22 protein-coding genes and 1 tRNA gene are annotated in these 26,889 nt (G+C 71.0%); 15 read left to right on the forward strand and 8 right to left on the reverse strand.

The window, feature by feature from the left end; all coding sequences use genetic code 11:
• Positions 1–2: 2 nt before the first annotated feature.
• Genes OG562_RS25665 through OG562_RS25680 form a run of 4 tightly spaced genes read right to left on the reverse strand, consistent with a single transcriptional unit; the run spans position 3 to position 6,775 of the window.
• On the reverse strand, positions 3–581 hold the full coding sequence (locus OG562_RS25665; RefSeq protein ID WP_266401647.1) for an FHA domain-containing protein: 579 nt from the start codon (positions 579–581) through the stop codon (positions 3–5).
• On the reverse strand, positions 578–2,638 hold the full coding sequence (locus tag OG562_RS46050) for an AAA family ATPase (protein WP_323187557.1): 2,061 nt from the start codon (positions 2,636–2,638) through the stop codon (positions 578–580). The genes OG562_RS25665 and OG562_RS46050 overlap by 4 nt, the downstream gene beginning before the upstream one ends.
• 43 nt (positions 2,639–2,681) lie before the next feature.
• A complete protein-coding gene (locus OG562_RS25675; protein ID WP_266401650.1) occupies positions 2,682–4,385 on the reverse strand; it encodes a hypothetical protein in 1,704 nt (567 codons plus the stop codon).
• On the reverse strand, positions 4,382–6,775 hold the full coding sequence (locus OG562_RS25680; protein WP_266401652.1) for a protein kinase: 2,394 nt from the start codon (positions 6,773–6,775) through the stop codon (positions 4,382–4,384). The genes OG562_RS25675 and OG562_RS25680 overlap by 4 nt, the downstream gene beginning before the upstream one ends.
• A 440-nt stretch (positions 6,776–7,215) precedes the next feature.
• Here OG562_RS25680 and OG562_RS25685 point away from each other — a divergent pair, with 440 nt between their 5' ends.
• Positions 7,216–8,340, forward strand: a complete 1,125-nt coding sequence (locus OG562_RS25685; RefSeq protein WP_266401653.1) for a macro domain-containing protein — start codon at positions 7,216–7,218, stop codon at positions 8,338–8,340.
• A 65-nt stretch (positions 8,341–8,405) separates the two neighbouring features.
• Here the strand turns inward: OG562_RS25685 and OG562_RS25690 are convergent, their stop codons facing one another.
• Positions 8,406–9,212: a 4Fe-4S cluster-binding domain-containing protein gene (locus OG562_RS25690; RefSeq protein ID WP_266409515.1), complete on the reverse strand. Its 807-nt coding sequence runs from the start codon at positions 9,210–9,212 to the stop codon at positions 8,406–8,408.
• 345 nt (positions 9,213–9,557) lie between these two features.
• Here OG562_RS25690 and OG562_RS25695 point away from each other — a divergent pair, with 345 nt between their 5' ends.
• The 3 genes from OG562_RS25695 to OG562_RS25705 are packed head-to-tail and all read left to right on the forward strand — an operon-like array spanning position 9,558 to position 12,356.
• Entirely contained in the window at positions 9,558–10,145 is a 588-nt protein-coding gene (locus OG562_RS25695; protein WP_266401655.1) for a hypothetical protein, read from the forward strand.
• 14 nt (positions 10,146–10,159) lie between these two features.
• Positions 10,160–10,921 carry a hypothetical protein gene (locus tag OG562_RS25700; protein ID WP_266401657.1) on the forward strand — a complete coding sequence of 254 codons (762 nt, stop codon included), beginning with the start codon at positions 10,160–10,162 and terminating at the stop codon, positions 10,919–10,921.
• Positions 10,896–12,356, forward strand: a complete 1,461-nt coding sequence (locus OG562_RS25705) for a hypothetical protein (RefSeq protein WP_266401660.1) — start codon at positions 10,896–10,898, stop codon at positions 12,354–12,356. The genes OG562_RS25700 and OG562_RS25705 overlap by 26 nt, the downstream gene beginning before the upstream one ends.
• 128 nt (positions 12,357–12,484) lie before the next feature.
• On the opposite strand, the gene OG562_RS25710 is transcribed toward OG562_RS25705, so the two are convergent.
• Positions 12,485–13,117 (reverse strand): NAD(P)-dependent oxidoreductase, encoded by a 633-nt coding sequence (locus OG562_RS25710; protein WP_266401662.1) that lies wholly within the window; start codon positions 13,115–13,117, stop codon positions 12,485–12,487.
• Positions 13,118–13,227: 110 nt separating this feature from the next.
• Between OG562_RS25710 and OG562_RS25715 the strand changes: the two genes are divergently transcribed.
• Positions 13,228–13,815, forward strand: coding sequence for a TetR/AcrR family transcriptional regulator (locus OG562_RS25715; RefSeq protein ID WP_266401665.1), 588 nt, complete (start codon positions 13,228–13,230; stop codon positions 13,813–13,815).
• Between the two features lie 4 nt (positions 13,816–13,819).
• Here the strand turns inward: OG562_RS25715 and OG562_RS25720 are convergent, their stop codons facing one another.
• Together OG562_RS25720 and OG562_RS25725 are read right to left on the reverse strand one after the other, a co-directional pair.
• Complete coding sequence (locus tag OG562_RS25720; RefSeq protein WP_266401668.1) at positions 13,820–14,851, reverse strand: adenosine deaminase; 1,032 nt, start codon at positions 14,849–14,851, stop codon at positions 13,820–13,822.
• Positions 14,852–14,973: 122 nt separating this feature from the next.
• A complete protein-coding gene (locus tag OG562_RS25725; protein WP_266401671.1) occupies positions 14,974–16,200 on the reverse strand; it encodes a pyridoxal phosphate-dependent aminotransferase in 1,227 nt (408 codons plus the stop codon).
• A gap of 293 nt (positions 16,201–16,493) precedes the next feature.
• Between OG562_RS25725 and OG562_RS25730 the strand changes: the two genes are divergently transcribed.
• From OG562_RS25730 to rpoB, 10 genes are all read left to right on the forward strand, one after another.
• Positions 16,494–16,566: transfer RNA gene (locus tag OG562_RS25730), tRNA-Trp, on the forward strand.
• A 108-nt stretch (positions 16,567–16,674) separates the two neighbouring features.
• Positions 16,675–16,962, forward strand: a complete 288-nt coding sequence (secE, locus tag OG562_RS25735) for a preprotein translocase subunit SecE (protein ID WP_266401674.1) — start codon at positions 16,675–16,677, stop codon at positions 16,960–16,962.
• Between the two features lie 81 nt (positions 16,963–17,043).
• The gene (gene nusG, locus OG562_RS25740) at positions 17,044–17,958 is read left to right on the forward strand and encodes a transcription termination/antitermination protein NusG (protein WP_266401676.1); all 915 of its coding nucleotides are present in this window, start codon (positions 17,044–17,046) and stop codon (positions 17,956–17,958) included.
• 203 nt (positions 17,959–18,161) lie between these two features.
• A complete protein-coding gene (rplK, locus tag OG562_RS25745) occupies positions 18,162–18,596 on the forward strand; it encodes a 50S ribosomal protein L11 (RefSeq protein ID WP_005481290.1) in 435 nt (144 codons plus the stop codon).
• An 85-nt stretch (positions 18,597–18,681) separates the two neighbouring features.
• Positions 18,682–19,407 carry a 50S ribosomal protein L1 gene (gene rplA, locus OG562_RS25750; RefSeq protein ID WP_266401679.1) on the forward strand — a complete coding sequence of 242 codons (726 nt, stop codon included), beginning with the start codon at positions 18,682–18,684 and terminating at the stop codon, positions 19,405–19,407.
• 147 nt (positions 19,408–19,554) lie between these two features.
• Entirely contained in the window at positions 19,555–20,463 is a 909-nt protein-coding gene (locus tag OG562_RS25755; protein ID WP_266401681.1) for a hypothetical protein, read from the forward strand.
• 113 nt (positions 20,464–20,576) lie between these two features.
• A complete protein-coding gene (locus OG562_RS25760) occupies positions 20,577–21,392 on the forward strand; it encodes a hypothetical protein (protein WP_266401684.1) in 816 nt (271 codons plus the stop codon).
• Positions 21,393–21,713: 321 nt separating this feature from the next.
• A complete protein-coding gene (rplJ, locus tag OG562_RS25765) occupies positions 21,714–22,244 on the forward strand; it encodes a 50S ribosomal protein L10 (protein WP_266401687.1) in 531 nt (176 codons plus the stop codon).
• Positions 22,245–22,370: 126 nt separating this feature from the next.
• Positions 22,371–22,757, forward strand: coding sequence for a 50S ribosomal protein L7/L12 (gene rplL, locus OG562_RS25770; RefSeq protein ID WP_266401689.1), 387 nt, complete (start codon positions 22,371–22,373; stop codon positions 22,755–22,757).
• A 582-nt stretch (positions 22,758–23,339) separates the two neighbouring features.
• The gene (gene rpoB, locus OG562_RS25775) at positions 23,340–26,825 is read left to right on the forward strand and encodes a DNA-directed RNA polymerase subunit beta (RefSeq protein WP_266401691.1); all 3,486 of its coding nucleotides are present in this window, start codon (positions 23,340–23,342) and stop codon (positions 26,823–26,825) included.
• The last annotated feature ends 64 nt before the right edge of the window (positions 26,826–26,889 follow it).

Genomic DNA, 26,889 nt, shown 5'->3' on the forward strand with positions numbered 1-26,889 from the left:
GCCTACGCGTCGGGCTCGACCGTCAGCACCGTGAAAGCGAAGTGCCGGCCGAGCCCTACGACGTCTCCGTCGCGCAGGGCGATCCGGGCGCCCCGCCCGATCTGCACGCCGTTGACGTACGTGCCGTTCGTCGTGCCGCCGGGGTGCTCCGTCAGCCACACCGTGCCGTCGGGCGTCAACTCGACGTTCGCGTGGCGGCGCGAGACCCCCTTGCCCTTGTCGCCGGAGAGCTCGACCGCCACGGCCTGCGCCCACACCGGATCGCGGCCCAGCTGGAGCGGTGGGCCGGTGCCGAACCGGCGGTCGATCGACGCCTCGGGGCTGATCAGCCGTACGTGCCGGGTCGACTCCAGGCACTCGGGGCAGGTCGGCGACCCGGCCGGCACGGGCTCGCGGCAGGACCAGCAGGGGTGGGACGGGGGAGGGGGCGCAGGAGGGGCCGGGGTCGGCGCTGCCTCCCGTTCGCCCTCTTCCCGCTCTTCTCTCTCTTCCCCCTCTCCCGCCGCCTCCTCCATGTCGTCGAACTCGAACAGGTCCCCGTCGTCCGCGAGCCCCTTGTCCACATAGCGTGGCGTGCTCACCAGGCAGCCCCCTTCTGCAGGGGCACCGCCCCGTCGGTCGCCTCGGCCGACGCGTGGAGTGCCAGTTCGACCCCGCCGTCCCCGTGGATCGTGACCTTCGAGACGGTGACCACCGTGCCCTCGCCCAGGGCGCCGAGGTCGAACACCCCGCGGGCCAGCGGGTTGATGAGGTGGGTCTCCAGTTTCATGCCGATGCCCCGGCCGCCGTTGCGCAGGTCCGCGGTGCAGGCGTCGGCGAGGGCCTTCTCGGCCTCGGGCAGCACCCGCAGCCGTAGACCGCTCTGGCGTTTCATGTGGCCGATGATGTTGTTCAGCTGTCCTTGGAAGATGAGCTGGGCGGTCGTCTCGTCGATGTACTGGAAGACGACGACGTTGCCGCCGAGCCGGTTCAGCAGCTCGGGCCGCTTCAGGGTGTGCTCGAAGTGGTGGCGTACGTTGCCCAGGATCTCCTGCTCGAACGCGGCCCGCTCCTCGGGCGTCTCGGGCAGTCGGCCGTCGTCGGTGGGCGCGGCCAGGGGGCGGCCGTCCGGGCCCGAGGGGCCGTGGACGCCCAGGTTGGAGGTGAAGATGAGGACGCACTCGCTGAAGTACGTCGTCACGCCCTGGCCGTCCGTCAGCCGGCCGTCCTCCAGGACCTGGAGGAACTTGTCGAGGACGCCCCGGTCCGCCTTCTCGATCTCGTCGAAGAGCACCACCCGGAACGGGTCCTCGCGCACCGCGCGGGTCAGCTCGCCGCCCGCCTCGTAGCCGACGTAGCCGGGCGGGGCGCCCACCAGCCGGTCTGCCGAGTGGGGGGCCGAGAACTCGCTCATGTCGAAGCGCAGACAGGCGTCCTCCGAGCCGAACAGGGTGGTGGCCACCGCCTTCGCCAGCTCCGTCTTGCCGGTGCCGGTCGGTCCGGCGAAGAACAGCACACCGCGGGGCCGGTGCACGGAGGCCGCGGACGCCTGCGCGCCGGACAGCCCCAGCGCGGCCCGCTTCAGCACGTCCAGGGTCTGGGTCACCGCCTTCTCCTGGCCCAGCACCCGGCCGCTGATGGCGGCCTCGCCGTCCCGGATGCTGTCGGCCACCGCGCCGCCCGTCCACGGGTTGCGGCTGACGCCCAACTCGTAGATCCGCACGGCCTGTTCCATCCGGTCGAAGGTGATCTTCGAAGCGCGGGCCAGCCGCATGCTCTCCCGCATGGCGCGCAGAGTGAGCCCGGTGGCCGCCCGGGCGAACCGCTCGACCTCCTCGCCCGTCGGATCCTCCCGGACGTCCCGGTTCACCAGCGGGCCCACGTCCAGCCGGGTGGCGGGGCCGGGCACGCCGGCCTGGTCGGCGAGCAGCCTGGCCATCCGGCGGCGCTGGCCGAGGTCCGGCGTGGGAACGCCGATGCTGCGCACCCGTACGCCGCTCGTGACCAGCCAGGCGGGCAGGTCCCGTTCGCCGTCCGCGAGCCAGATGACCGGGTTGAACAGGGCTCGGCCCGACTTGGGGCGGACGAAGGGCCGCGCCTCCTCGGCGATCTTCAGACAGCGCAGGAAGAACGTCCGCTCCTCGTCGCTGAGCTGGTTGACCTGCGTGGGGATCCGCGAGGCGTAGTCGACGATCAGGGCGGCGGGCAGCGGCTGCTGGTAGTCCTCGTAGCGCGGGTTGTCCTGCCCCGGGCCGGGCCGCTCGCCGACCCAGCCGCGGGCGAACGACTCCAGGACCCGGGCCATCTGCTCGGTGTCCGGCTCCTCGGAACGGCCCGGCAGCTTCCGGGTGTGGCGCTGCAGCAGCGTGCTCATGCCGTCCTCGTCGCTGCTGTGCACGACGCTGAAGCCCGCCACCGCGTCGTAGCGCAGCAGGCTGTTGTACCCGGCGCGCTGCAACGGCTCCCACAGCAGGTCCTCCAGGCCCAGGGCCCGGAAGCGGCGGCTGCCGTCGGTGAGGTCGTCGGCGACCACGTAGTCGTCGCGGATGTTGCCGTGCAGCACGTACTGGGAGTGGACGCTGAGGGTGTGGACCAGCTCGGCCGCGAAGGGCGGCTGGGTGGTCCGGGTCACGCGCAGCGAGTCGAGGTTACTGGTCAAGAGTCGGTCCTCCGGAGGGCGAGCGAGAAGGGCTGGCGGTGCGTCACTGGCCGTCTCGCTGCTGGTACTTGGGCTGCTGTCCCCTACGACGACGGGTCCGGGCGGTCTGTCCGGCCCTTCCGGTCGTTGCCGTCTTCCCTCCGGTCGCGCCGGAACGGAAGGCGTCCGTCAGGCCCGGCGCGGGCTCGCCCATGAGGACCCCGTTCTCGGTCCAGGCGAACTCCGCCCGCACGCCCTCCGCCTCGCTCAGCAGGCCCAGGTCGTCGACGTACCGGGAGCTCTCCGCGCACCGCTCGGCGTCCAGGGCCTGCCAGTGGCCCGCGACGTCGGGGTCGGCGGCCTCCGCCGGGGTGAGCGGGCGGCGCATGGTGAGGACACGGGCCTGGCCGGAGGCGTTGAGCCGGACCCGCAGCCAGTAGTGGCCGCCCCAGGCGGCCGGCGCGAAGTCCCAGTGCTCGGCGTCGGCCCGGGCGTGCACCGACCCGTCTCCCCACTGCTCGGTCGCCCGCCGCAGCGCCGCCACCAGATACGCCCGGTGCAGCACGGCGGAACGGGCCGCGAGCCCCTGCTGGACGAGCCGCTCCTCCGCCGCCGACGCCGGCACGCCGTCCCGCAGGACGCGCTCCAGCACGGCGACGGCGGCGGGCGCCTGCGGCAACGGGTCGACGCCCTCCGGCGCGGGGGCCTGGAGCGCCTGGAGGCGCAGTGCGGCGTCCCGGCGGGCCTCCTCGGACCGCCTGGCCCGCGCCGACTCGTTCTGCGCGATGATCGCTGCCTCGTCCAGGTAGCGCCGTACCGCCGTGGGCCGTCGGGTCACCGCCCGTCTCGCCTCCAGCAGACAGTCGTCGATCAGTTCGCGGCTCTCGGAGGTGAACGACAGCGGCAGACCGGCCAGCAGCCGGGCGCCCTCGCTCAGGACGTCCTCCTCGGTGAGGGCGGCGGCCGGGGGCGTGTCCGGGGCGCCCGTCTCGGCCGCGGGCGTTGCGGCGGTCGCGGATCCGGGCGCGGCTCCGCCCTCGGCGTACTCCTTCAGCGCCCGGCGGCGCTGCTCGCGCAGCCGGTCGTACCAGTCGGCGCGCTCCGGGTCCTCCGTGTGCTGGAACGGCAGCCGCGCGGTGGTCCGGGACGCGCGCTGGGCCTCTACCCTGCGCAGCGCCCGCTCGGTCTCGGCCAGCCGCTTCCACAGCAGGTCGAGCGGGACGCCGACGGGCTGCACCGGGGCGGGCAGCGGCGGGTCGCCGGGGCCGCCCGCGGGGCCGAGGCCCAGGACCGTGATCCGGGCGTTGAGACCGGCGGCGGCCTCCGCCGCGCGCCGCCAGCACTCGCTGCCGTTCTCCAACGACATCTGGCGGCGGGCGAGGGCCTCCTGATCGGCGGCGACCTTGTTGTTGAACGCGGCGAGCGCCACCGTTCCGCGCACCGCCAGCCGGGTGACGAGCAGCGCCCCGCTGAGGTCGGCGAGGCCGATGAGCGCGGGCACGATCATGTCGTGCAGCTGGTCCGCGAGGACGTCCGTCGCGTGGTCGACGGCGTGCCCGACGGCGTCGCCGGCGTGGGCGACCGCGTCCGATGCGTGACTGGTGACCGCGTCGGTCACATGCCCCGTGGCCGCATCCGTCACGTGCGAGACGCTGCCCGTGTCCGGCATGGCCAGGTTCGCCACGTCGGGCTGGGCCGCCGTCGACCCGTACGCGGAGACGTCCGGGACCACGGCGAACAGATCGGTGCCGGCGTACGCAGTGCTCACGCCACTCCTCCAGAACGGGAAGCAGATGGGGACAGGGAGGGGGAAGCGGCCCCGGGGCGTCTGCGCGCTCCCGGAACACCGGGGTGGGGGGCGCCGCCGGGGGCGGTGGGCGGTGGTGCGAGCGGGTGGTTGCTGCGGGCCTCCGCCCGGTAGCGGTGCCAGGCCCGCACCCGCAGGACCGCCGAGACCAGCAGCGCCAGCACGGTCGCCAGCGGCCAGATCCACACCGCGAGCACGAACGTGCCCACCACCGTGCCCACGAAGACCGCCGCGGCCAGGGCGGCCCGCAGCCACTGCCGCCACCCCCGCACCGTGATCCGGCGCGTCACCGGCAGCGCCCGGCGGCTGAGCTGGCCCATCACCGAGTACTGCGGGTGGTACAGATGGCCGATGTACCAGGCGGTCCAGCACTCGATGGCCAGCAGGGCCGCCAGCGACGGGACGCTCAGCAGCCAGGCCACGAGCACGGTGGCCTGCGGCGCGATCGCGTACACGTCCGCCACGCCGACGACGAAGGCGTGCGGGAAGAACAACAGCAGCGCGCCGCCGGCCGCCCGCCCCAGCATCACGGGCAGCTCCAGCCGCCGCCGTACCAGCCGGGTGTGGCGGGAGCGGACGTCCATGGCCGCGAGCTGCCGGGCCCGCTCCCGGTCCAGCCGGATCCGCCGGGCCTGCTCCTGCGCCAGCGGCAGCAGCCGCAGCGTGAGCAGCAGCGGTACGGGGTCGTCGGTGTCCTCGGCCAGGCGCAGGAACCAGGGCACCTGCGCGGGCAGGGCGGGCACGGCGTCCCGCAGTTCGGTGCGCAGCGGCCCGGCGACGGCGGCCGGGTCGACGGCCAGTTGCAGCAGCTGGGCGGAGAGGGTCGGACCGGCCGCGGTCGCCGCGCGCAGGCCCTCCCGGTCCTCGGCCAGCTCGGGTATCGCCGACAGCCGGGCGACGGCCGCCTTCCACTGCTCGTCGTAGTGCCGCCAGCGATTGTCGACGTGGGCCAGCTCCGCGCCCCCGCGCCACCTGGCCAGCAGGCGCAGCAGCCCACGGTCGCGCAGCTCGGTCAGCACCGATACGCACTCCCGGTCCCCGGCCGCCGCCCGCCGTGCGAAGAGCAGCAGGTCGCCCATGCCCAGCGGGAGGTCGCGGTAGCGCGGCTCCTGGCGCGGGGCCATCCAGCGGACCAGGTCGACCAGGGTCTCCGGCTTCGGCTTCGCCCGGCGCTTCAGCGCCTCCAGCAGCGTGTCGAGGTCGGCGGCGCGGTCGTCGTCCGCCACGGGACGGAAGTGGCCGAGCCACTCGCCCAGGCGTTCGCGTTCCCTGCCCTTGGCCAGCCGGCCGACCATGGCCGCCCAGTCGGCGGCGAACTCCGCGCCCAGCTCCGACGGGTGCGTGAACACCCGCCCCGCGTGCTCGAAGCGCGGCGCGTCGGGCGGCGGCGCGGTCGCCCCCGTCGTACCGGTCCGCGGCCCGGGCCCGTCGCGTACGACTCCGGGGGTGCCGTTCGCCAGCCACTGCCCGACCTCCTTCGTCCCCCAGCGGTGCTCGTGACGGCGGGTCAGCAGCCCTTCGCACAGCAGGCGCAGACGCCGGTCGGCGATGCCGGTGAGGTCGATGTCGCCGTCCTGGACCGCGTCCATGACCGAGGCCGCCGCGCGGTGCGGGACCGGATGCCGGCCCAGCGCGGCCTCGGCGACGACGATCCCGAGCGACCACCAGTCGTCCGACGGCCGCACGATCGCCATCCGCAGCTGAGCCTGCGGCGACGCGTAGCCCGGGGTGCCGGCCCAGCCGCCGGTCGCCTCGCGCGGGAGGCCGACGGCGAGGGTGAGGGAGATGCCGAAGTCGATCAGTACGGCGCTTCCGGGCCGCCCGTACTCGGTGAGGACGAGGTTGGACGGCTTCACGTCCCGGTGCACCACGCCCGCCTCGTGCAGCGCGGTCAGCGCGCCGTGCACCCGCACCACCAGTGCCCGGACGGCTTCGGGGCGCAGGGGGCCGCCGTGGCGCAGATGGGTGGCGAGATCGGTGTTGCCGTGCGAGGGCAGCACCTGGAACGGCGCTCCGCGGTCGCGCCCCTCCTCCAGGACGTACGAAAGCCCCTCGTGCAGGGGGCGACGGGGCAGCCCGTCGTGCGGGGGCCGGGACAGTCGCCGGGTGACCTCGGGGTCGGGGGCCGCGTCGGGGTGGTACCACTTCACGATCCGCTCGGGCTCCGCCGCGTGGGGCTCCCGGCCCCGTACCCGGAACACGGCCGCCCGCAGTTCGGCGGAGCGCCCCTCCTCCGCGACCCGGTGCTCCGTCCGGTCCTCGCGCCTCGGCAGCCGCTCAGAGGTCTGGAAACGGTCCGCCAGCGAGGGCGGCAGCTCGATCGGGGCGCCCCGCGGATCGGGCGCGGCCATGCCGCCGACGGGATGCTCCGGCTCGACGAAGGTCGGCGGGGCCGCGTCCGCGCCGCCGTCTCCACAAGGACCGACGGGACCGACGGGATCAACGGGACCGACGGGATCAACGGGATCGACAGGACCGGTGGGAAAGGCCATGGAATTCACCTGCGCACGAAAAGGAAGGACCCGGCGACGCCGGAGCGGACGTACGGAAGGGAGGGCAGAGGTAAGAGAAAAGGAAAGCGCCCTGCGGTGAATTCGGGGGCAGGGGAACAGTCGCCCCGAGGGCGTGGTTCGGCACAGGAAGAGGCCCGAGCCGGAAGAGTAGCGGGATCCGCGCATCGCGCACCGGGAAACGGAGAAATTCGCGGAGCGTACCGGAACCCCGCCGCCGTCCGCCCCGTGCTTGTCGAAGGCCCGGCAAGCGTGGTGCAGGCGCGGCTATGTTGACCGGCATGAACGGCATGAACCCTGATGGTCTGCCCGACCGTGCCGACCTCGTACGGGAGCTGCGGCACCTGCGCCGCGGAGGCCTGCCCGCGCTCCAGGCGCTGGTGCCCGAGGCGCTGCGCGCGGTCACGCTGCACGCCGGATACGCCGACGGCGAGGACGACCTGGCCGACGGGGCGGAACGGCTGATACGCGCGGCCGCCGAACGGCTCGGCGCCGACGACCTGATAGGCCGCGCGGCCCAGTGCACCTTCGGACTGCTGCCCGGCCGCCGGGGCGACCCGGCCGCGGACCGGCGCCGGGCGGCCGCCCTGGTCTACGGGGTGACCAGCGAACGGTTCCGGCACAGTCAGGAACGCCAGGTCGTCGAGCAGCTCGCGGGGGCCGTGCTCGCCGAGGCCCGCGAGCCGCGCGGCGCACGTGCACCGCGGCCGACGGCGACCGGGGCGCGGCCGCAGCAGACGCCCGGGGCGCGACCCGCCGTCGTACCGCGCACCGGACTGCCCGGACGGGCCGGGAACCGGCCGGTCACCGTGCACATCTCGCCCATCGAACTGCTGCGGGACATCGACGTCCTCGTCTCCTCCGAGAACGTCCATCTGGAGATGTCCAAGTCGTTCCGGCCCACCGTCTCCGGGGCGCTGCGCCGCTCGGCCGTCGTGGGCTGCGCCTCCGAGGGGCCGGTCGCCGACGTCCTCGCGGACGAGCTCGCCGCCTGGGTGCGGGCCCGCCCCGGTGTGCTGCCCCTGCGACCGGGCACGATCGTGCCCACCGGCCCCGGCGCCCTCGCCGCGCGCGGGGTGCGGCGCGTCTATCACGCGGCCCTGGCCGTGCCCGACGGCCTCGCCTACCGCGTCGACCCCCAGCACATCGCCACCGCCGTCACGGGCTGCTTCGCCCGAGCCCGCCAGGACCGCGCCGACGGCCTGCCCGGCCTGCGCTCGATCTGCTTCCCCCTGCTGGGCGCGGGCCGGGGCGGCCTGGACCGCCGGACCAGCGTGGAGTGGCTGCGCTGGGCCATCGAGGACGCCCTCACCGCGGACCCCGACTGGTCGGTCCACGTCGTGACCCGCTATCCGGAGGCGGCACGTCTGTTCGAGGCGGTTCCTCCGGAGGCCCCGGAGGGGTAGGGGGCTCCGCAGGGAAAGGAGGCTGCGGGCGCTGAACAGGGCGTGCACCCTGCTTCGTACGGCGATCATGGGCGCCAGCTCGGATCCGTCAGGCGGATTCCGCCCGCCGCCAGGCCCCGCTCCAGCCGGCGCAGCTCCCCGCGCGCCGGTACCCCGTACATGCGCGCGCCGGTTCCGGCGCCGTCCGCCCGCAGGCTCACGCGCGGTCCCGGCGGGTAGGCGCGGGTGAGGTGCGGGGCGTAACGGCGGGCGCCGAGGGAGGTGCGCGGCACGAGCCGCTGGTTGGCCGACCCGCGCCAGACCAGGTCCGTCGGCTCGCCGACCCGGAAGCGGCCCGTCACGACCGCGTCCGCGCCGTCCAGCGCCGCCCACGCCTCTTCCGGCAACTGATCCGGCACCTCGTCGGGCTCGTGACCGGTGTAGACGAGCAGGTCGGGGAGGTCGGGGAGGTCGGGGAGGTCGGGAAGGCCCGCTGGGTACCCCGCGCCCCCCTCAAGCCCCTCGCGCCCATGCGGCCCATGCGGCTCACGCAGCCCGTGCAGTCGGCGCAGCGCATGGAGCCGACGCAGCCGGTCCGCTCCGTGCAGCAGTGCGGTCAGTGCGGCGGGCTGGGCGAGTGGTTCCCCGCCGCTGACCGTCAGCCCGTCCGCGCCGAGGTCCAGCGCCCTCTCCCACAGTTCCAGCAGCTCGCCCACGGTGGCGGTCCGACCGCCGTCCGCGTCCCAGGTGTGCCGGGACATACAGCCGGGGCAGGCCAGCGCACACCCCTGGAACCACACCCCCAGCCGCCGCCCCGGCCCGAGCGTCTCGACGGGGAAGTACCCGTCGGCGACCCGCACCGGCACTTCAGCCGCGTCGGTCACGTGCCCCACTCCAGCCATATGCCCCCCAGTCATATGCCCACAGCAATATTCCTCGCCCCGCCCCTCGATATTCGAAGATCTTTTCCCTTGTTTAGGGCGCACTCCGGACCGAGCGGAACCAAGCGGAAGGGAAGCCTATTCCGCGTCACGTCGAACCGGCTCGGGTTTGGGAAGTTTTCCAGGAACTCTCCGGTAACAAAGGCGCGGCCCCGGTCGTTCGGCGGTCGATCTCCGGCTGATTTCCGGATGCCGTAATCCGTTGTCGTGAATATCTCCCTCTCGCGTTCGTTTTTCCCCTAGGCTGCGCGAATCCCGGACCAGGGGGTGGTCCGGGAATCTGACGAGGGGGATGGAATGAGCGAGGTGAAGTCCGTCCCGGCGGACTACGGCCGCAGCCGTCTCACCGCGCGCACCCGCTGGCGGGCCACCCGCCACGGACGCCGGGACGGCCACGCCGGCATCGGCGCCGAGCACTGCGCACGGCAGCTGGCAGGCGGGCTGGAAATGGCGTTGGACGAGCTGCGCTCCGGCTTCGTCACACGCCACGCGGCCCTCATCGACCGCGTGAAGGAGGAGTCCGCGCGGATCGTGACGGAGTACGACCGGCGCGGCGAGGACGTGCCCGCGGCGCTCGCCCGCTTCGGCGGCTGGGTGTCGCAGTGGCGCACGGAGGTGACGGCCTGCCAGCAGCGCGGCCTGGCCCTCGCCGCCTGCGCCGACCAGGAACTCGCCCACTACCAGGCCGCGTACGCGCGCGCCGCCCGCCAGGAGGAGCCGCCGCCCGCGCAGAGCCCGGGCGCCGCGGTCCTCGACGGGTCCTGGACGGGGGCGCCGGACTGGATGCTCGACGACGTCCTGGTCCGCAGGGCGCTGCAGATTCTGGAGCAGAGGATCGGATCGGCGGCCGCCCAGGCCGGCCGGGGGGAACAGGGGACCCGATGACAAGAGCGACGAAAATGAGGCGGCGGGACCGAGCGGGAGGGGTCACCGCGGCGCTGGCCGCCTCCACCCTCCTGCTGACCCTGACGACGACGGCCTGCGGCGGCGGCCCCTTCGCCGGCCCGGAGCGTCTCTCCGCCGACTGCGCCGTCGTCCTGGACGGCTCGGGATCCGGCTCCGACAGCGACATCGGCTTCCGGGCGCAGGAGAAGCTGAAGGCCACGCTGCCCCGCTTCCTCGCCGACAAGAAGTGCAAGTACCTGTCCTACGCGCCCATCACCTCCGCCTCCGTCGCCTCCTCCTGCCAGGTGGCGCGGATCGACATCGACCCGGACGCCGACAAACGGTCCGAGCGCGAGGGGCTGTGGAAGCAGACCCGGGTCCTCGCCGAGGCGGGCGCGGAGAAGATGCTGGAGTGCGCCCGGGACCGTCAGCCGGGTTCGGACGTCCTGGGCGGCCTCGACCGTGCGGCCAAGGTGCCGCGTGACGGCGGCGGCGCCTTCCAGGTCCTGGTGATCAGCGACTTCGACCAGGCCGACCCCGACTTCAAGCTGTCGAAGTACGACCTCGTCACCCAGCCCGAGCGGGACACCGCCGTCAGGGCCCTGGTCAGCGGCCGCGGGCTGCCGGATCTGCCGGACACCACCGTCTTCCGCGTCGGCTTCGCCATGCGCGGCGGCAAGACCAACCCCGAACGCGTCGACCAGATGGAGCAGTTCTGGCAGCAGCTCCTGGAGAAGGAGGTGAAGGTCGATGTCGACGACGGATACGGCGCCTGAGGAGCCCCGCCGGCTCCGGGACGATCTGCGCGAGCGATTCCGCCGCGGCCGGGGCCGCGCGCCCGGCCTGGGCCGCACGAACCCCGCCGCGCCCCGCGGCCAGGTCCCGCCGACCGACACCCGGGAGGCCAGACGCCTGCTGGAGGAGGCCGAGTCGGCCGGCCGCCGCGCCGCCAGGGACGGCACGCTCAACCCGTACGTCCTCGGCTCGCTGCACCGGCTGCCCTACTTCGGCCGGCTGCGGGGGCTGCGCGACCACGCCCGCGACCGCATCGTGGCCCGGCACCACGACGGTGAGGAGCAGGAACTGCGGGCCTCGGCCGCGCTGTTCGCCGCCACGGCGGCCCGGGAGAGCGAGGCTCGCCAGGCCAAGGAGGCACAGGAGGAGGAGACGCTCCGCCGGCAGGCCGCGGCCGCGCGGCTGGACCGGGCGGCGACCCGAATAGCCGCCCGCGAGGACCGGCGCGACCGTCTGCTGCCCTGGGTCGTGGGCCGGTTCGGGGCGGGCCGGGCGCACGGCGCGGACCCGGACGCCGGGCCGGGCGAGGACCAGGCAGGACCGGCCGACTGGGACGACGACTCCGACAAGGAGGGCCGGGCCGCGGCCCGCCCGGTCGTCGCTCCCTGGGAGGGACTCACGGAGACCGCGGCCATGGCCCGCCGGCCCCGCATGGCCCTCACCCTGCTGCTGATCCTGGTCGAACTCCCCGTCTATCTCACCCTGTTCCTGGCGATCCACGAGGGCACTCCGGAGGGCCGGGCCAGCGCCTACCTGCTGACCGCGGCGGTGGGCGTCGCCATGACGCTCGGCCCCTTCCAGGCCGGCCGCCAGTGGCGTCGCCGGGGCGCCACGGCCTCGCTGTGGGTGGTCCTGCCGATCGCGGCGGCGCTCGCCTCGGTCTGGGCGGTGGCGGCCTGGTACCTGGGCGACCTGCGCGCCCGCATCGTCTTCCGGGACACCGACACGGGGGCCATGGACGAGCTCGCCCGGCAGCTGAACGTCGACCTGCCGCCCGCGCCCACCCTGCTCCAGCAGCTGCACCTGGACGCGCACACGGTCAGCGTCACCTTCATCTCGCTGCTCCTGATGTCCGGCGGCATCGCGTTCCTGCTGGCGCTGTCCGAGGAACACCCCTTCGTCGCCGCCTACCGCCACCACCACAGGCGGCTGGAGGCGGCCGAGACGGCCCTGGCCCAGGCGGAAGGGGCGGCCGCGGCGGCCCGCCGCCAACAGGAGACCCAGGACGGCCGGCGCACCGAGCGCCGCGACGCCCTCTCCGCCGAACTGACCGCGGTGGACGCGGTGTTCGAGGCCGCCGCCCACGCCTACCTCGACGGCGTCCAGGCCGCCTCGCACGACCCGGCGGTCACCGAGGGCGCCATGCGCCTGTCGGCCCGCTACCCGCTCCTGCGCGACGATCCGGTACGACGATGACGGGCGATCCGGTACGACGATGAGGCGAGGCACGCCATAGGGGCGGGGTGGCCTGCCGAACCCGGCCCGCCGGCCCGGCTCACCGGCTCTGCCCTACCAGGGCCGGCCCGGCGCCCGCCGGACCGGCCCTAGTAGGCCACCCCCACCCCCTGCTTCACCGTCCCCCCGTCCTCGATCATCGCCAGCATCGCGTGCGCCACATCCGCCCGCCCGATGAACCGGCCCCTGGGCGGGAACCCGCCCACCACCGTCCGGTAGGAGCCGGTCACCGGCTTGTCCTGCAGGCGCGGCGGCCGGACGGCCGTCCAGTCCGTGGCGCTGCGGGCCAGCTCCGCCTCCATCTCCCGCAGGTCGGCGTAGACGTCCTTCAGGGCGGCCGAGACCAGGCCGCGCACGGTGCGGTCGAGGACGCCGTCGCCCTCCGGGGCCGGGCCGATCGGACCGGCGCTCACCACGAGCAGCCGGCGCACGTCCTCCGCCTCCAGGGCCGACAGCACCGTACGGGTGAGCCGGGCGGCGACCCCGGCGTCCTTGCGGCTGCGTGCGCCGAGCCCGGACAGCACCGCGTCCCGGCCGGCCACGGCGGGGCGCAGCGCCCCGGGGTCGGCGAGGTCCGCGCGCAGCACCTCCAGCCGGTCGCCGGTGACCGCGAGCCGGGCCGGGTCGCGGACGACGGCCGTGACCTCGTGGCCCGCGGCCAGGGCCTGGCGGACGACCTCCCGGCCGATGCCTCCGGTGGCGCCGAAAACAGTGAGCTTCATGGTGTGCTCCCCACTCAGGGTCAGGTGGGTGAGCATTCACTCACCCCTGGCTTCCTCTAGAGTGGGTAAGCATTCACTCACCCGTCAAGAGCAGAACGTGGGGAACCCGCATGGAACGACCGGCCCGTGTCCGCATCCTCGACGCCGCGCACGAGCTGATGCTCACCGTCGGACTGGGCCGCGCCACCACCAAGGAGATCGCCCGCGCGGCCGGCTGCTCCGAGGCGGCGCTCTACAAGTACTTCCCGAGCAAGGAGGAGCTGTTCATCCGCGTCCTCGCCGAACGGCTCCCCCGGCTCGCCCCCCTGCTCGACAGCCTCGCGGCCGAACCGGGACGCGGCACGCTGGAGGGAAACCTCACCGAGATCGCCCGCCAGGCGGCCCTCTTCTACGAGCAGAGCTTCCCGATCGCGGCCTCGCTCTACGCCGAGGTCCAGCTCAAGCGACGGCACGACGAGGCGATGCGGGACCTGGGCGTGGGCCCGCATGTGCCCATCGAGCAGCTGGCGGCGTATCTGCGGGCCGAGCAGGGCGTGGGCCGGGTGCGGGAGGACGTCGACGTGTCCGCCGCGGCCGCGCTGCTGATGGGCGCCTGCGCGCAGCGGGCGTTCGCCTACGACGTGCTCGGCGAGCGACCGGAGGCCGCCGACTTCGCCGTACGCCTGGCGCGGACGCTGCTGGACGGGATCGGCGGCTGAGCGCTCACGAGGCCAGCCACGCGTCGATGTCCGCCAGCAGCCTCCCCTTCGTCTCCTCCGGCGCCGCGGAGCCGCGCACCGACTGCCGGGCCAGCTCCGCCAACTCCGCGTCCGTGAAGCCGTGGTGCTGTCGGGCGATCTCGTACTGGGCGGCCAGCCGGGAGCCGAACAGCAGCGGGTCGTCGGCGCCCAGCGCCATCGGCACGCCCGCCTCGAACAGCGTCCGCAGCGGTACGTCCTCCGGCTTCTCGTACACGCCCAGCGCCACGTTCGACGCCGGGCACACCTCGCAGGTGATGCCCCGGTCGGCGAGGCGCTTCATCAGCCGCGGGTCCTCGGCCGCCCGCACCCCGTGCCCCAGCCGGTTGGCGTGCAGATCGTCCAGGCAGTCGCGGACCGAGGACGGGCCGGTCAGCTCGCCGCCGTGCGGCGCGGACAGCAGCCCGCCCTCCTTCGCGATGGCGAAAGCCCGGTCGAAGTCCCGTGCCATGCCCCGGCGTTCGTCGTTCGACAGCCCGAAACCGACCACCCCCCGGTCCGCGTACCGCACGGCCAGCCGGGCCAGCGTCCGGGCGTCCAGCGGATGCTTCATCCGGTTCGCCGCCACCAGCACCCGCATCCCGAGCCCGGTCTCCCGCGAGGTCGTCTCCACCGCGTCCAGAATCACTTCCAACGCCGGGATCAGCCCACCCAGCCGAGGCGCGTACGACGTCGGGTCCACCTGGATCTCCAGCCAGCCCGAGCCGTCCCTCACGTCCTCCTCGGCGGCCTCACGCACCAGCCGCCTTATGTCCTCGGGCTCTCTGAGGCACGAGCGCGCCGCGTCGTACAGGCGCTGGAAGCGGAACCAGCCCCGCTCGTCCGTCGCCCGCAGTTTCGGCGGCTCCCCGCTGGTCAGCGCCTCGCTCAGCGCGTCGGGCAGCCGCACGCCGTACTTGTCGGCCAGCTCCAGCACGGTGGTGGGCCGCATCGACCCGGTGAAGTGCAGGTGCAGATGGGCTTTCGGCAGCTCAGAGACATCACGTACACGCTCCATCCAAGGATCCTGCCGTACGCGTCCGCCGTCCCGGTACCACTTTCCCCGAACGTGGTCTTGCTCGCACACATGACAGAGGGACCAGGCCTGAACGTTCAGGCCTGGTCCCTCTGTCATGTGCGTCAGTCCCTGGCTTCGGCCAGGAGCTTCTGGATCCGGCTCACGCCCTCGACGAGGTCCTCGTCGCCCAGCGCGTACGACAGCCGCAGATAGCCCGGCGTGCCGAAGGCCTCGCCCGGCACCACCGCGACCTCGGCCTCCTCCAGGATCAGCGCGGCCAGCTCGACCGAGTCCTGCGGGCGCTTGCCGCGGATCTCCTTGCCGAGCAGCGCCTTCACCGACGGGTACGCGTAGAACGCGCCCTCGGGCTCCGGGCAGAGCACGCCGTCGATCTCGTTGAGCATCCGCACGATGGTCTTGCGGCGCCGGTCGAAGGCCTCGCGCATCTTCGCCACGGCCGACAGGTCACCGGAGACGGCGGCCAGCGCGGCGACCTGCGCCACGTTGGAGACGTTCGAGGTGGCGTGCGACTGGAGGTTGGTGGCCGCCTTGACGACGTCCTTCGGGCCGACGATCCACCCGACCCGCCAGCCGGTCATCGCGTAGGTCTTGGCGACGCCGTTGACCACGATGCACTTGTCGCGAAGCTCGGGCAGGAGCGCCGGCAGCGAGGTGAACTTCGCGTCGCCGTAGACGAGGTGCTCGTAGATCTCGTCCGTCAGGACCCACAGACCGTGCTCGACGGCCCAGCGGCCGATGGCCTCGGCGTCCTCGGCGCTGTAGACCGCGCCGGTCGGGTTGGACGGGGAGACGAAGAGCACGACCTTCGTGTTCTCGGTGCGCGCCGCCTCCACCTGCTCGACGGAGACCCGGTAGCCGGTCGTCTCGTCGGCCACGACCTCCACCGGCACACCGCCGGCCAGCCGGATCGACTCCGGGTACGTCGTCCAGTACGGCGCCGGGACGATGACCTCGTCGCCCGGGTCGAGGATCGCGGCGAAGGCCTCGTAGATGGCCTGCTTGCCGCCGTTGGTCACCAGGATCTGGGACGCGTCGACCTCGTAGCCGGAGTCGCGCAGCGTCTTCGCGGCGATCGCGGCCTTCAGCTCGGGCAGACCGCCGGCCGGCGTGTAGCGGTGGTACTTCGGGTTCGAGCAGGCCTCGACGGCGGCCTGGACGATGTAGTCCGGGGTCGGGAAGTCGGGCTCGCCGGCGCCGAAGCCGATCACCGGCCGCCCGGCGGCCTTCAGGGCCTTGGCCTTGGCATCCACGGCGAGGGTGGCGGACTCGGAGATCGCACCGACCCGGGCGGAGACCCGGCGCTCGGTGGGAGGGGTTGCAGCGCTCATGCACCCCATGTTTTCAGACCGGAAACCACCCCGGCACACGGGTTTCACGGACTGGGCAAGGAGTGTGGACGGCCTGAGGACGGAGGGAACACCCGTGCGGACATCGGCGGTGGCCTGGTGATCTTTCGGCGATTTCCCGACGATCTTCCGCCCGAGGGGCCCTGGCGGGCACTTTTCGTTCGACGGAGGGCTCCGGACCACGTACACTCACTCGTCGTTGGCCTTCAACAGCCGTGCCACAACCGGTGCACACCGAGCACTCGGTCGGATGCGGTACGTTGGGGAACACACAAAGGGTCGTAGCTCAATTGGTAGAGCACTGGTCTCCAAAACCAGCGGTTGGGGGTTCAAGTCCCTCCGGCCCTGCTACACACACCTTCGCCAGGATGTGTGCGCATGTACGTACAGCAATGCACCGCCGTGCGGCTCAGACCGGGCGCGGCACGGCCACGACCCGGGAACAGGTGAGGACGAATGGCGGATGCCGTGGGCTCCATCGACACGCCTGATGCCCAGGACGAGCTGCCTGAGGCGCAGAAGAAGGCACGCAAGGGCGGAAAGCGTGCCAAGAAGGGCCCGCTGAAGCGACTGGCGCTCTTCTACCGCCAGATCGTCGCGGAGCTCCGCAAGGTCGTCTGGCCCACCCGAGGTCAGCTGACGACGTACACGACCGTCGTGATCGTCTTCGTCGTCATCATGATCGGCCTGGTGACCGTGATTGACTATGGACTCAGCCACGCCGCCAAGTACGTCTTCGGCTGAGCCGAGAGCGATAGGGCGCCGAGGTATCCGGCGCCCCTTTCGCATGTTCCACCCCTATGTATCCAGGAAGAAGCAGCCACCGTGTCTGACCAGAACCTGAACGACGCCATCGAGCCCGACGAGTCCGTGGACGACGAGCTCGATATCGTCGAGGGCGCTGACGAGGTGGACGAGTTCGAGGCTGCCGACGCCGAGGCGGGCGAGCCCGCGGAGGAAGCCGCGCTCCACGTCGAGGACGAAGACGACGAGGACGCGGAGAGCGTCGCCGACGACGAGACCGACGCGGACGACGAAGCCGTCGAGGACGCCGACGACGAGCTCGACGAAGAGGCTGAAGAAGCCGAGGCCGAGGCCGAGGAAGAAGAGCCGGCCGAGCCCGTCGACCCCGTCACCGCCCTGCGCGAGGAGCTGCGCACCCTCCCCGGCGAGTGGTACGTCATCCACACCTACGCCGGTTACGAGAACCGCGTGAAGACCAACCTGGAGCAGCGCGCCGTCTCGCTGAACGTCGAGGACTTCATCTTCCAGGCCGAGGTGCCGCAGGAAGAGGTCGCCCAGATCAAGAACGGCGAGCGCAAGACCATCCGTCAGAACAAGCTCCCCGGCTACGTGCTGGTGCGCATGGACCTGACGAACGAGTCCTGGGGCGTCGTCCGCAACACCCCCGGCGTCACCGGCTTCGTGGGCAACGCCTACGACCCGTACCCGCTGACCCTGGACGAGATCGTGAAGATGCTCGCCCCGGAGGCCGAGGAGAAGGCCGCCCGCGAGGCCGCCGAGGCCGAGGGCAAGCCGGCTCCGGCCCGCAAGCTCGAGGTTCAGGTGCTGGACTTCGAGGTCGGCGACTCGGTCACCGTCACCGACGGCCCGTTCGCCACGCTGCAGGCCACGATCAACGAGATCAACGCCGACTCGAAGAAGGTCAAGGGCCTCGTCGAGATCTTCGGCCGCGAGACCCCGGTCGAGCTCAGCTTCGACCAGATCCAGAAGAACTAGCACCTGGTACCAGGTGCCGGGCACCTTCTGGAACAGAAGCCTCCGAACAGGTCAGACAGGCTCTCGCAGCCGGTCTGACCTGCTCGGTTTTTGGCCGCGCATGGATACCCGTTATCGTTGTGCGGTATGCCTCCATCCGGATGATCGGCACGATCGTCGCTCGGGATGGCGGCTGAAACTCTCACTAGGACCCGGAGAGAGCAATGCCTCCCAAGAAGAAGAAGGTCACGGGGCTCATCAAGCTCCAGATCAACGCCGGTGCGGCCAACCCCGCACCGCCGGTCGGCCCCGCGCTCGGCCAGCACGGCGTCAACATCATGGAGTTCTGCAAGGCCTACAACGCCGCGACCGAGTCGCAGCGTGGCTGGGTGATCCCGGTGGAGATCACGGTCTACGAGGACCGTTCCTTCACCTTCGTCACCAAGACGCCGCCGGCCGCGAAGATGATCCTCAAGGCCGCTGGTGTCGAGAAGGGCTCTGGCGAGCCGCACAAGACCAAGGTCGCCAAGATCACCGAGGCGCAGGTCCGTGAGATCGCCACGACCAAGCTTCCCGACCTGAACGCCAACGACCTGGACGCCGCGTCGAAGATCATCGCCGGCACCGCCCGTTCCATGGGCATCACGGTCGAGGGCTGATCCCCAGCCCCGTAGCACCTTCGTAGCACCGTGGCAGGGCCTGCTCGGCCCGGACCACGACTCCTCAAGACACACAGGAGCAGTAGTGAGCAAGCGCAGCAAGTCTCTCCGCGCTGCGGACGCCAAGATCGACCGGGACAAGCTCTACGCCCCGCTCGAGGCCGTCCGTCTCGCCAAGGAGACCTCCACGAGCAAGTTCGACGGCACCGTCGAGGTCGCCTTCCGCCTGGGCGTCGACCCGCGCAAGGCCGACCAGATGGTCCGTGGCACCGTGAACCTGCCGCACGGCACCGGCAAGACCGCCCGGGTCCTGGTCTTCGCGACCGGTGACCGTGCTGCGGCCGCGGAGGCCGCGGGCGCCGACATCGTCGGCTCCGACGAACTGATCGACGAGGTCGCGAAGGGGCGTCTGGACTTCGACGCCGTCGTCGCCACCCCGGACCTCATGGGCAAGGTCGGCCGCCTCGGCCGCGTCCTCGGCCCGCGTGGTCTGATGCCGAACCCGAAGACCGGCACCGTGACCCCGGACGTGGCCAAGGCCGTGACCGAGATCAAGGGCGGCAAGATCGAGTTCCGCGTCGACAAGCACGCGAACCTGCACTTCATCATCGGCAAGTCGTCCTTCGACGACGACAAGCTGGTGGAGAACTACGGCGCGGCCCTGGACGAGATCCTCCGTCTGAAGCCGTCCGCCGCCAAGGGTCGCTACATCAAGAAGGCCGCGATCAGCACCACGATCGGCCCCGGCATCCAGGTCGACCCGAACCGCACCCGCAACCTTCTCGTCGAGGAGGACCCGGCGGCGGTCTGAGCCTGACAGCTCACCCACGGTCGGCGCGAGCCCCGCAACCTTTCGAGGTGCGGGGCTCGTCCCTTTTCCCAGGTACGACTTTTCCAGGTACGACTGTCAGTGCTGTGAGTTAGCGTGCAGTAACGGGAATCACTGGGGGTGGGGCGAATGAAGCGTACGACCGTGCGCCGAGCGGGCCTGGCGATCGCGGCGACGACCTTGTTGGCGGGGGCGACCGCCTGCGGCTCGGGCGGCTCGGGTGACTCCGGCGGGTCCGGCGGGTCGGGCGGTTCGGGCCAGGAAAGCCCGCGGCTCAGTCCGGTGGCCGCCCTGCGCACCGCCGAGAAGTCCACCGACGGCGCCGACTCCGCGAAGGTCGAGTCGACCACGAGCATGGGCTCCCTGATGTCGATGACCGCCGACGGCAGCCTCGGCTGGGGCGACGGCCTCACCGGCACGCTCACCATCACCTACACCGGCGGCACCATGGCCGACACGATGCGCCAGATGGGCAGCACGTCGATGGAGGCCCGCTATCTCCCCGACGCCTACTACGCGAGGATGGGCGACGCCTTCGCCCAGCAGTCCGGCGGCAAGCACTGGATCAAGTACGCGTACGACGACCTGGAGAGCCTCGCGGGCAGCTCCGGCGCGTATCTGAAGGACCAGATGCAGAACACCACGCCGAACCAGTCGGTGAAGCTGCTGCTGGCCTCCGGGGACGTGCGCAGAGTCGGCGAGGAGAAGGTCCGCGGCGAGACGGCCACGCACTACTCGGGCACGGTCGACGTCGCCGACCTCGCCACCGAGAACTCCAGCCTCAGCGCGAGCCAGCTCGCCGGCCTGAAGAAGCAGCTGGAGCAGGCCGGCGTCACCACCGAGACCGTCGACATCTGGGTCAACGACCAGGACCTGCTGGTCAAGAAGATCGAGAAGGGCGAGACCACGGCGGGCGCCTACACCCAGACCGCGTTCTACAGCGACTACGGCACCAAGGTCTCCGCCCAGGAGCCCCCGGCGAGCGACACCGCGGACTTCGCGGAACTGGTGAAGCAGCAGGGACTCGGCACCTCGTAGCCGCTTGGAGCAGGTCGCGGATATTCACGGGACCTCACCCGCCCCTCTGGGTTACCTTCACACCCTTGTTGTGAATCGACCGTGTGTTCACTGTGTGCTGTGGGGGAAATGGGATGAGGTCTTCCGTGGGTGCCCTCGGGCTGTCCGCGCTGCTCGTCGCCGGCTGCGCGGCGACGGGCGGTACGGACGGCGGGGGCGACTCGGCCGCCGCGGCCGCCGTCACCCGGGCCGCGGCGAAGGCGGAGCAGCCCGTGTCCGTGCGCTACCGCATGACCGGCCGGACGCCGGAGGAGGGCCGCATCAAGGCCGAGGCCGCAATCGGCGTGAAGCCGGCCGCCATGAGCCTGAAGTCCACCGCGCTCGACGGATCCGAGAAGGGCACCGGAGAGATCCGGCTGGTCGACGGGGTGCTGTACGTCGGCAGCGACGAGGCTGACGAGGACGGCAAGCACTGGGTGAAGTTCGGGGCCCCGGGCGCCCCCCTGAGCGGCCTCAACGTCGACACCGGTCCGGCGGCCGACCAGGTCCGTGACAACCCCTCCCACGAGAGCGGCTTCCTCGCCGCCGCCGACGACCTGAAGAAGGCCGGCACGGAGACCGTGGACGGCGTCCGCACCACCCACTACACCGGCACGGCCACCCTCGACGACATCCGGGCCGCCTACAAGGGCGACGCCAAGAAGGTCCGGCAGCGGACCGAGAAGAGCGTCGCCCAGTACGAGAAGCTGGGCGTCGACGAGCTCACCATGGACCTGTGGACCGACGGCGCCGACCGCGCCAGACAGCTGCGCATGCGGGGCTTCGGCCGGCACGGCGAGCTCGACCTCACCATCACCTTCCACGACTACGGCAAGCCGGTGACCGTGAAGGCCCCGCCCGCCTCGGACACCGTGGACATGGCCAAGGAGCTGAAGAAGGCCGGCGACTGAGCCGTGGTGCCGGGCCCTGTATCCGACTCCTGGAACCGGGTCCCGTACGGGCGGATTTGCTTGACGCCGACCCGTTCGCGTACTCTTCCGAAGAAGCCAAAGACCGCTGGTCGTCGCCGTGCACTCGCAAGAGGGTTCGGTGACCGAAGGATCCGTTGTCATACGGACGACCCGCGCAGGTGACTGTGGAATTGCTCCCGGATGGAATCCGCCCACGGAATTCGTTCGGTCGAGCTACGCCCCGTGCACCTGTGCCGGGGCGTTTCGTCTGTCGCAGCCCCTTCCGAGCGGTCGTCATCACCCGGAAGGAGGCCGACGCTCATGGCAAGGCCCGACAAGGCTGCCGCGGTAGCCGAGCTCGCGGAGCAGTTCCGCAGCTCGAACGCCGCTGTGCTGACCGAGTACCGGGGTCTCACCGTGGCGCAGCTCAAGACGCTGCGCCGTTCGCTCGGTGAAGACGCCCAGTACGCCGTGGTGAAGAACACGCTGACCAAGATTGCGGCCAACGAGGCCGGGATCTCGACGCTCGACGACCTGTTCAACGGTCCGACGGCGGTCGCCTTCATCACCGGTGACCCGGTGACGTCGGCGAAGGGTCTTCGTGACTTCGCCAAGGACAACCCGAACCTCGTCATCAAGGGCGGTGTCCTTGACGGCAAGGCGCTGTCCGCCGACGAGATCAAGAAGCTTGCGGACCTCGAGTCCCGCGAGGTTCTGCTCAGCAAGCTGGCCGGTGCGTTCAAGGGCAAGCAGTCCCAGGCTGCCTCGCTCTTCCAGGCGCTCCCGTCGAAGTTCGTCCGCACTGCGGAGGCGCTTCGGGTCAAGCTCGCCGAGCAGGGCGGTGCCGAGTAACTCGGCTCCCGAAATGATCGCCGCCTGAAGGCTCCGGCCCTCGGCAGCGGTCGTTAGCGGGCCGAACGTACGCCCGCCACACATGTACATACCGGCACCAGCCGAATTAGTGGAAGGATCGCCCACATGGCGACGAAGCTGTCCCAGGAAGAGCTGCTCGAGCAGTTCGAGTCCCTCACCCTCATCGAGCTCTCCGAGTTCGTGAAGGCCTTCGAGGAGAAGTTCGACGTCACCGCCGCCGCCGCGGTCGCCGTTGCGGGTCCGGCCGGTCCGGCCGCCGCCGCCGAGGCCGTCGAGGAGCAGGACGAGTTCGACGTCATCCTCACGGGTGCCGGCGAGAAGAAGATCCAGGTCATCAAGGTCGTGCGTGAGCTGACCTCCCTGGGCCTGAAGGAGGCCAAGGACCTCGTGGACGGCGCTCCGAAGCCCGTCGTCGAGAAGGTCGCCAAGGAGGCCGCTGAGAAGGCCGCCGAGGCCCTCAAGGCCGCCGGCGCCTCCGTCGAGGTCAAGTAACACTTCGCGGTCGAGCAGTCGACCGTATGTGACGGCTGAAACTGTCCCTTCGGGGCTGTAACGCTGACGCACCGAAGAGCGATCATCCATCTGGGTGGTCGCTCTTCGGCGTTCCCGGGGGTCCGGCCACGGTTGCCTTGCACCTGCTTTGACGAGGGGTATGGTGATCTTCGTTGTGTCTCCGAGAGCCCCGGTTCGGGCAAGGGGGGCCTTGACGAACCGCACGCAGCGCGCAATTCTCAGGACGCGTCGTCACAACGATCCGAGTTCCGAGGCATGGATCGACGACGAAGAGGGCAGTATCACCGTGCGTTGAGGGCTAGCAGACCGAGGGCGTTGAGAACTACGAGGGTCTCGAGAAACCCGCACTGGACATCAGTGTGCCAAGTGGCTACACTGACCCTTTGCGCTGCCTGTTAGCTGTCCCCTGCCCGTCACCAGGGGCATGCCCTCACTTGAGCCCGGACGACCAGAAATCCCTGACCTGGCCCTTTGACCAGGATCCGGGAGGACTGTCTCTGTGCACAGGACTGAGGGGCCGGTACGCGCGTAGTGAGTCCGAGCCCTCGGAAGGACCCCCTCTTGGCCGCCTCGCGCAACGCCTCGATCGCGAATACGAACAACGCCGCCAGCACCGCCCCGCTGCGCATCTCCTTTGCAAAGATCAAGGAGCCCCTCGAGGTTCCGAACCTTCTCGCGCTGCAAACCGAGAGCTTTGACTGGCTGCTCGGCAACGACGCGTGGAAGGCTCGCGTCGAGGCGGCCCTGGAGTCCGGTCAGGACGTCCCCACGAAGTCCGGTCTGGAGGAGATCTTCGAGGAGATCTCTCCGATCGAGGACTTCTCCGGGTCGATGTCGCTGACCTTCCGCGACCACCGTTTCGAGCCGCCGAAGAACAGCATCGACGAGTGCAAGGACCGCGACTTCACGTTCGCGGCCCCGCTCTTCGTGACGGCCGAGTTCACCAACAACGAGACCGGCGAGATCAAGTCCCAGACGGTCTTCATGGGCGACTTCCCGCTCATGACCAACAAGGGCACCTTCGTCATCAACGGCACCGAGCGTGTCGTGGTGTCGCAGCTGGTCCGTTCGCCGGGCGTCTACTTCGACTCCTCGATCGACAAGACGTCCGACAAGGACATCTTCTCCGCCAAGGTGATCCCGTCCCGGGGCGCCTGGCTGGAGCTGGAGATCGACAAGCGCGACATGGTCGGCGTCCGCATCGACCGCAAGCGCAAGCAGTCCGTCACCGTCCTCCTCAAGGCCCTCGGCTGGACCACCGAGCAGATCCTGGAGGAGTTCGGCGAGTACGAGTCCATGCGCGCCACCCTGGAGAAGGACCACACCCAGGGCCAGGACGACGCGCTGCTCGACATCTACCGCAAGCTGCGTCCGGGCGAGCCGCCGACCCGTGAGGCCGCGCAGACGCTTCTGGAGAACCTCTACTTCAACCCGAAGCGCTACGACCTCGCCAAGGTCGGCCGTTACAAGGTCAACAAGAAGCTGGGCGGCGACGCTCCGCTGAACGCGGGCGTGCTGACCGTCGAGGACGTCATCTCGACGATCAAGTACCTGGTCAAGCTGCACGCCGGCGAGACCGAGACGACCTCGGACAACGGCACGTCGATCGTCGTCGAGACCGACGACATCGACCACTTCGGCAACCGTCGTCTGCGCAGCGTCGGCGAGCTCATCCAGAACCAGGTCCGCACGGGTCTGGCGCGTATGGAGCGAGTCGTCCGCGAGCGGATGACGACCCAGGACGTCGAGGCGATCACGCCGCAGACCCTGATCAACATCCGGCCGGTCGTCGCCTCCATCAAGGAGTTCTTCGGCACCAGCCAGCTGTCGCAGTTCATGGACCAGAACAACCCGCTGTCGGGTCTCACCCACAAGCGCCGTCTGTCGGCTCTTGGTCCGGGTGGTCTCTCCCGTGAGCGGGCCGGCTTCGAGGTCCGTGACGTGCACCCCTCGCACTACGGCCGCATGTGCCCGATCGAGACGCCCGAAGGCCCGAACATCGGTCTGATCGGCTCGCTCGCCTCCTACGGCCGCGTCAACGCGTTCGGCTTCGTGGAGACGCCGTACCGCAAGGTCGTCGGCGACGTCGTCACCGACGAGGTCGACTACCTGACGGCCGACGAGGAGGACCGCTACGTCATCGCGCAGGCCAACGCCCTGCTCAACGACGACATGCAGTTCACCGAGTCCCGCGTCCTGGTCCGCCGTCGTGGCGGCGAGGTCGACTACGTCCCCGGTGACGACGTGGACTACATGGACGTCTCGCCGCGCCAGATGGTGTCGGTCGCGACCGCCATGATCCCGTTCCTCGAGCACGACGACGCCAACCGTGCCCTCATGGGCGCGAACATGATGCGTCAGGCCGTGCCGCTCATCAAGAGCGAGTCCCCGCTCGTCGGCACCGGCATGGAGTACCGCTCCGCCGTCGACGCCGGCGACGTGGTCAAGGCCGAGAAGGCGGGTGTCGTCCAGGAGGTCTCCGCGGACTACATCACCACCGCCAACGACGACGGCACGTACATCACGTACCGCCTGGCCAAGTTCGCCCGCTCCAACCAGGGCACCTCGGTCAACCAGAAGGTCATCGTCAACGAGGGCGACCGGATCATCGAGGGCCAGGTCCTGGCCGACGGTCCGGCCACCGAGAACGGCGAGATGGCGCTGGGCAAGAACCTGCTCGTGGCGTTCATGCCGTGGGAGGGTCACAACTACGAGGACGCGATCATCCTGTCGCAGCGCCTCGTGCAGGACGACGTCCTCTCCTCGATCCACATCGAGGAGCACGAGGTCGACGCCCGTGACACCAAGCTCGGCCCCGAGGAGATCACCCGGGACATCCCGAACGTCTCCGAGGAGGTCCTCGCCGACCTCGACGAGCGCGGCATCATCCGCATCGGCGCCGAGGTCGTCGCCGGCGACATCCTCGTCGGCAAGGTCACGCCCAAGGGCGAGACCGAGCTGACCCCGGAGGAGCGCCTGCTGCGCGCGATCTTCGGTGAGAAGGCCCGTGAGGTCCGTGACACCTCGCTGAAGGTGCCGCACGGCGAGATCGGCAAGGTCATCGGCGTCCGCGTCTTCGACCGTGAGGAGGGCGACGAGCTGCCGCCGGGCGTGAACCAGCTGGTTCGGGTCTACGTGGCGCAGAAGCGCAAGATCACGGACGGTGACAAGCTCGCCGGCCGCCACGGCAACAAGGGTGTCATCTCCAAGATCCTGCCCATCGAGGACATGCCGTTCCTCGAGGACGGGACCCCGGTCGACATCATCCTCAACCCGCTCGGTGTGCCGTCCCGAATGAACCCGGGACAGGTGCTGGAGATCCACCTCGGCTGGCTCGCCAGCCGCGGCTGGGACGTCTCCGGTCTCGCCGACGACTGGGCCAAGCGGCTCCAGGTGATCGGCGCCGACCAGGTCGCCCCCGGCACCAACGTCGCCACCCCGGTCTTCGACGGCGCCCGCGAGGACGAGCTGGCCGGTCTGCTGCAGCACACCATCCCGAACCGCGACGGCGAGCGCATGGTGCTCCCGACCGGCAAGGCGCGGATGTTCGACGGCCGTAGCGGTGAGCCGTTCCCGGACCCGATCTCGGTCGGCTACATGTACATCCTGAAGCTGCACCACCTGGTCGACGACAAGCTGCACGCCCGTTCGACCGGTCCGTACTCGATGATCACCCAGCAGCCGCTGGGTGGTAAGGCGCAGTTCGGCGGTCAGCGATTCGGCGAGATGGAGGTGTGGGCGCTGGAGGCATACGGCGCCGCGTACGCCCTCCAGGAGCTGCTGACCATCAAGTCCGACGACGTCACCGGCCGCGTGAAGGTCTACGAGGCCATCGTCAAGGGCGAGAACATCCCCGAGCCCGGCATCCCCGAGTCCTTCAAGGTGCTCATCAAGGAGATGCAGTCTCTCTGCCTGAACGTGGAGGTGCTGTCGAGTGACGGTATGTCCATCGAGATGCGTGACACCGACGAGGACGTCTTCCGCGCGGCGGAGGAGCTCGGCATCGACCTGTCCCGGCGCGAGCCGAGCAGCGTCGAAGAGGTCTGACGGGAGTTCGGCGGGCCTTTGAACGCCTTTGGAACGGCGAACGAAGGCCCGCCGGCCCCGGGAC

The sequence above is a fragment of the Streptomyces sp. NBC_01275 genome, assembly GCF_026340655.1.
GTDB lineage: Bacteria > Actinomycetota > Actinomycetes > Streptomycetales > Streptomycetaceae > Streptomyces.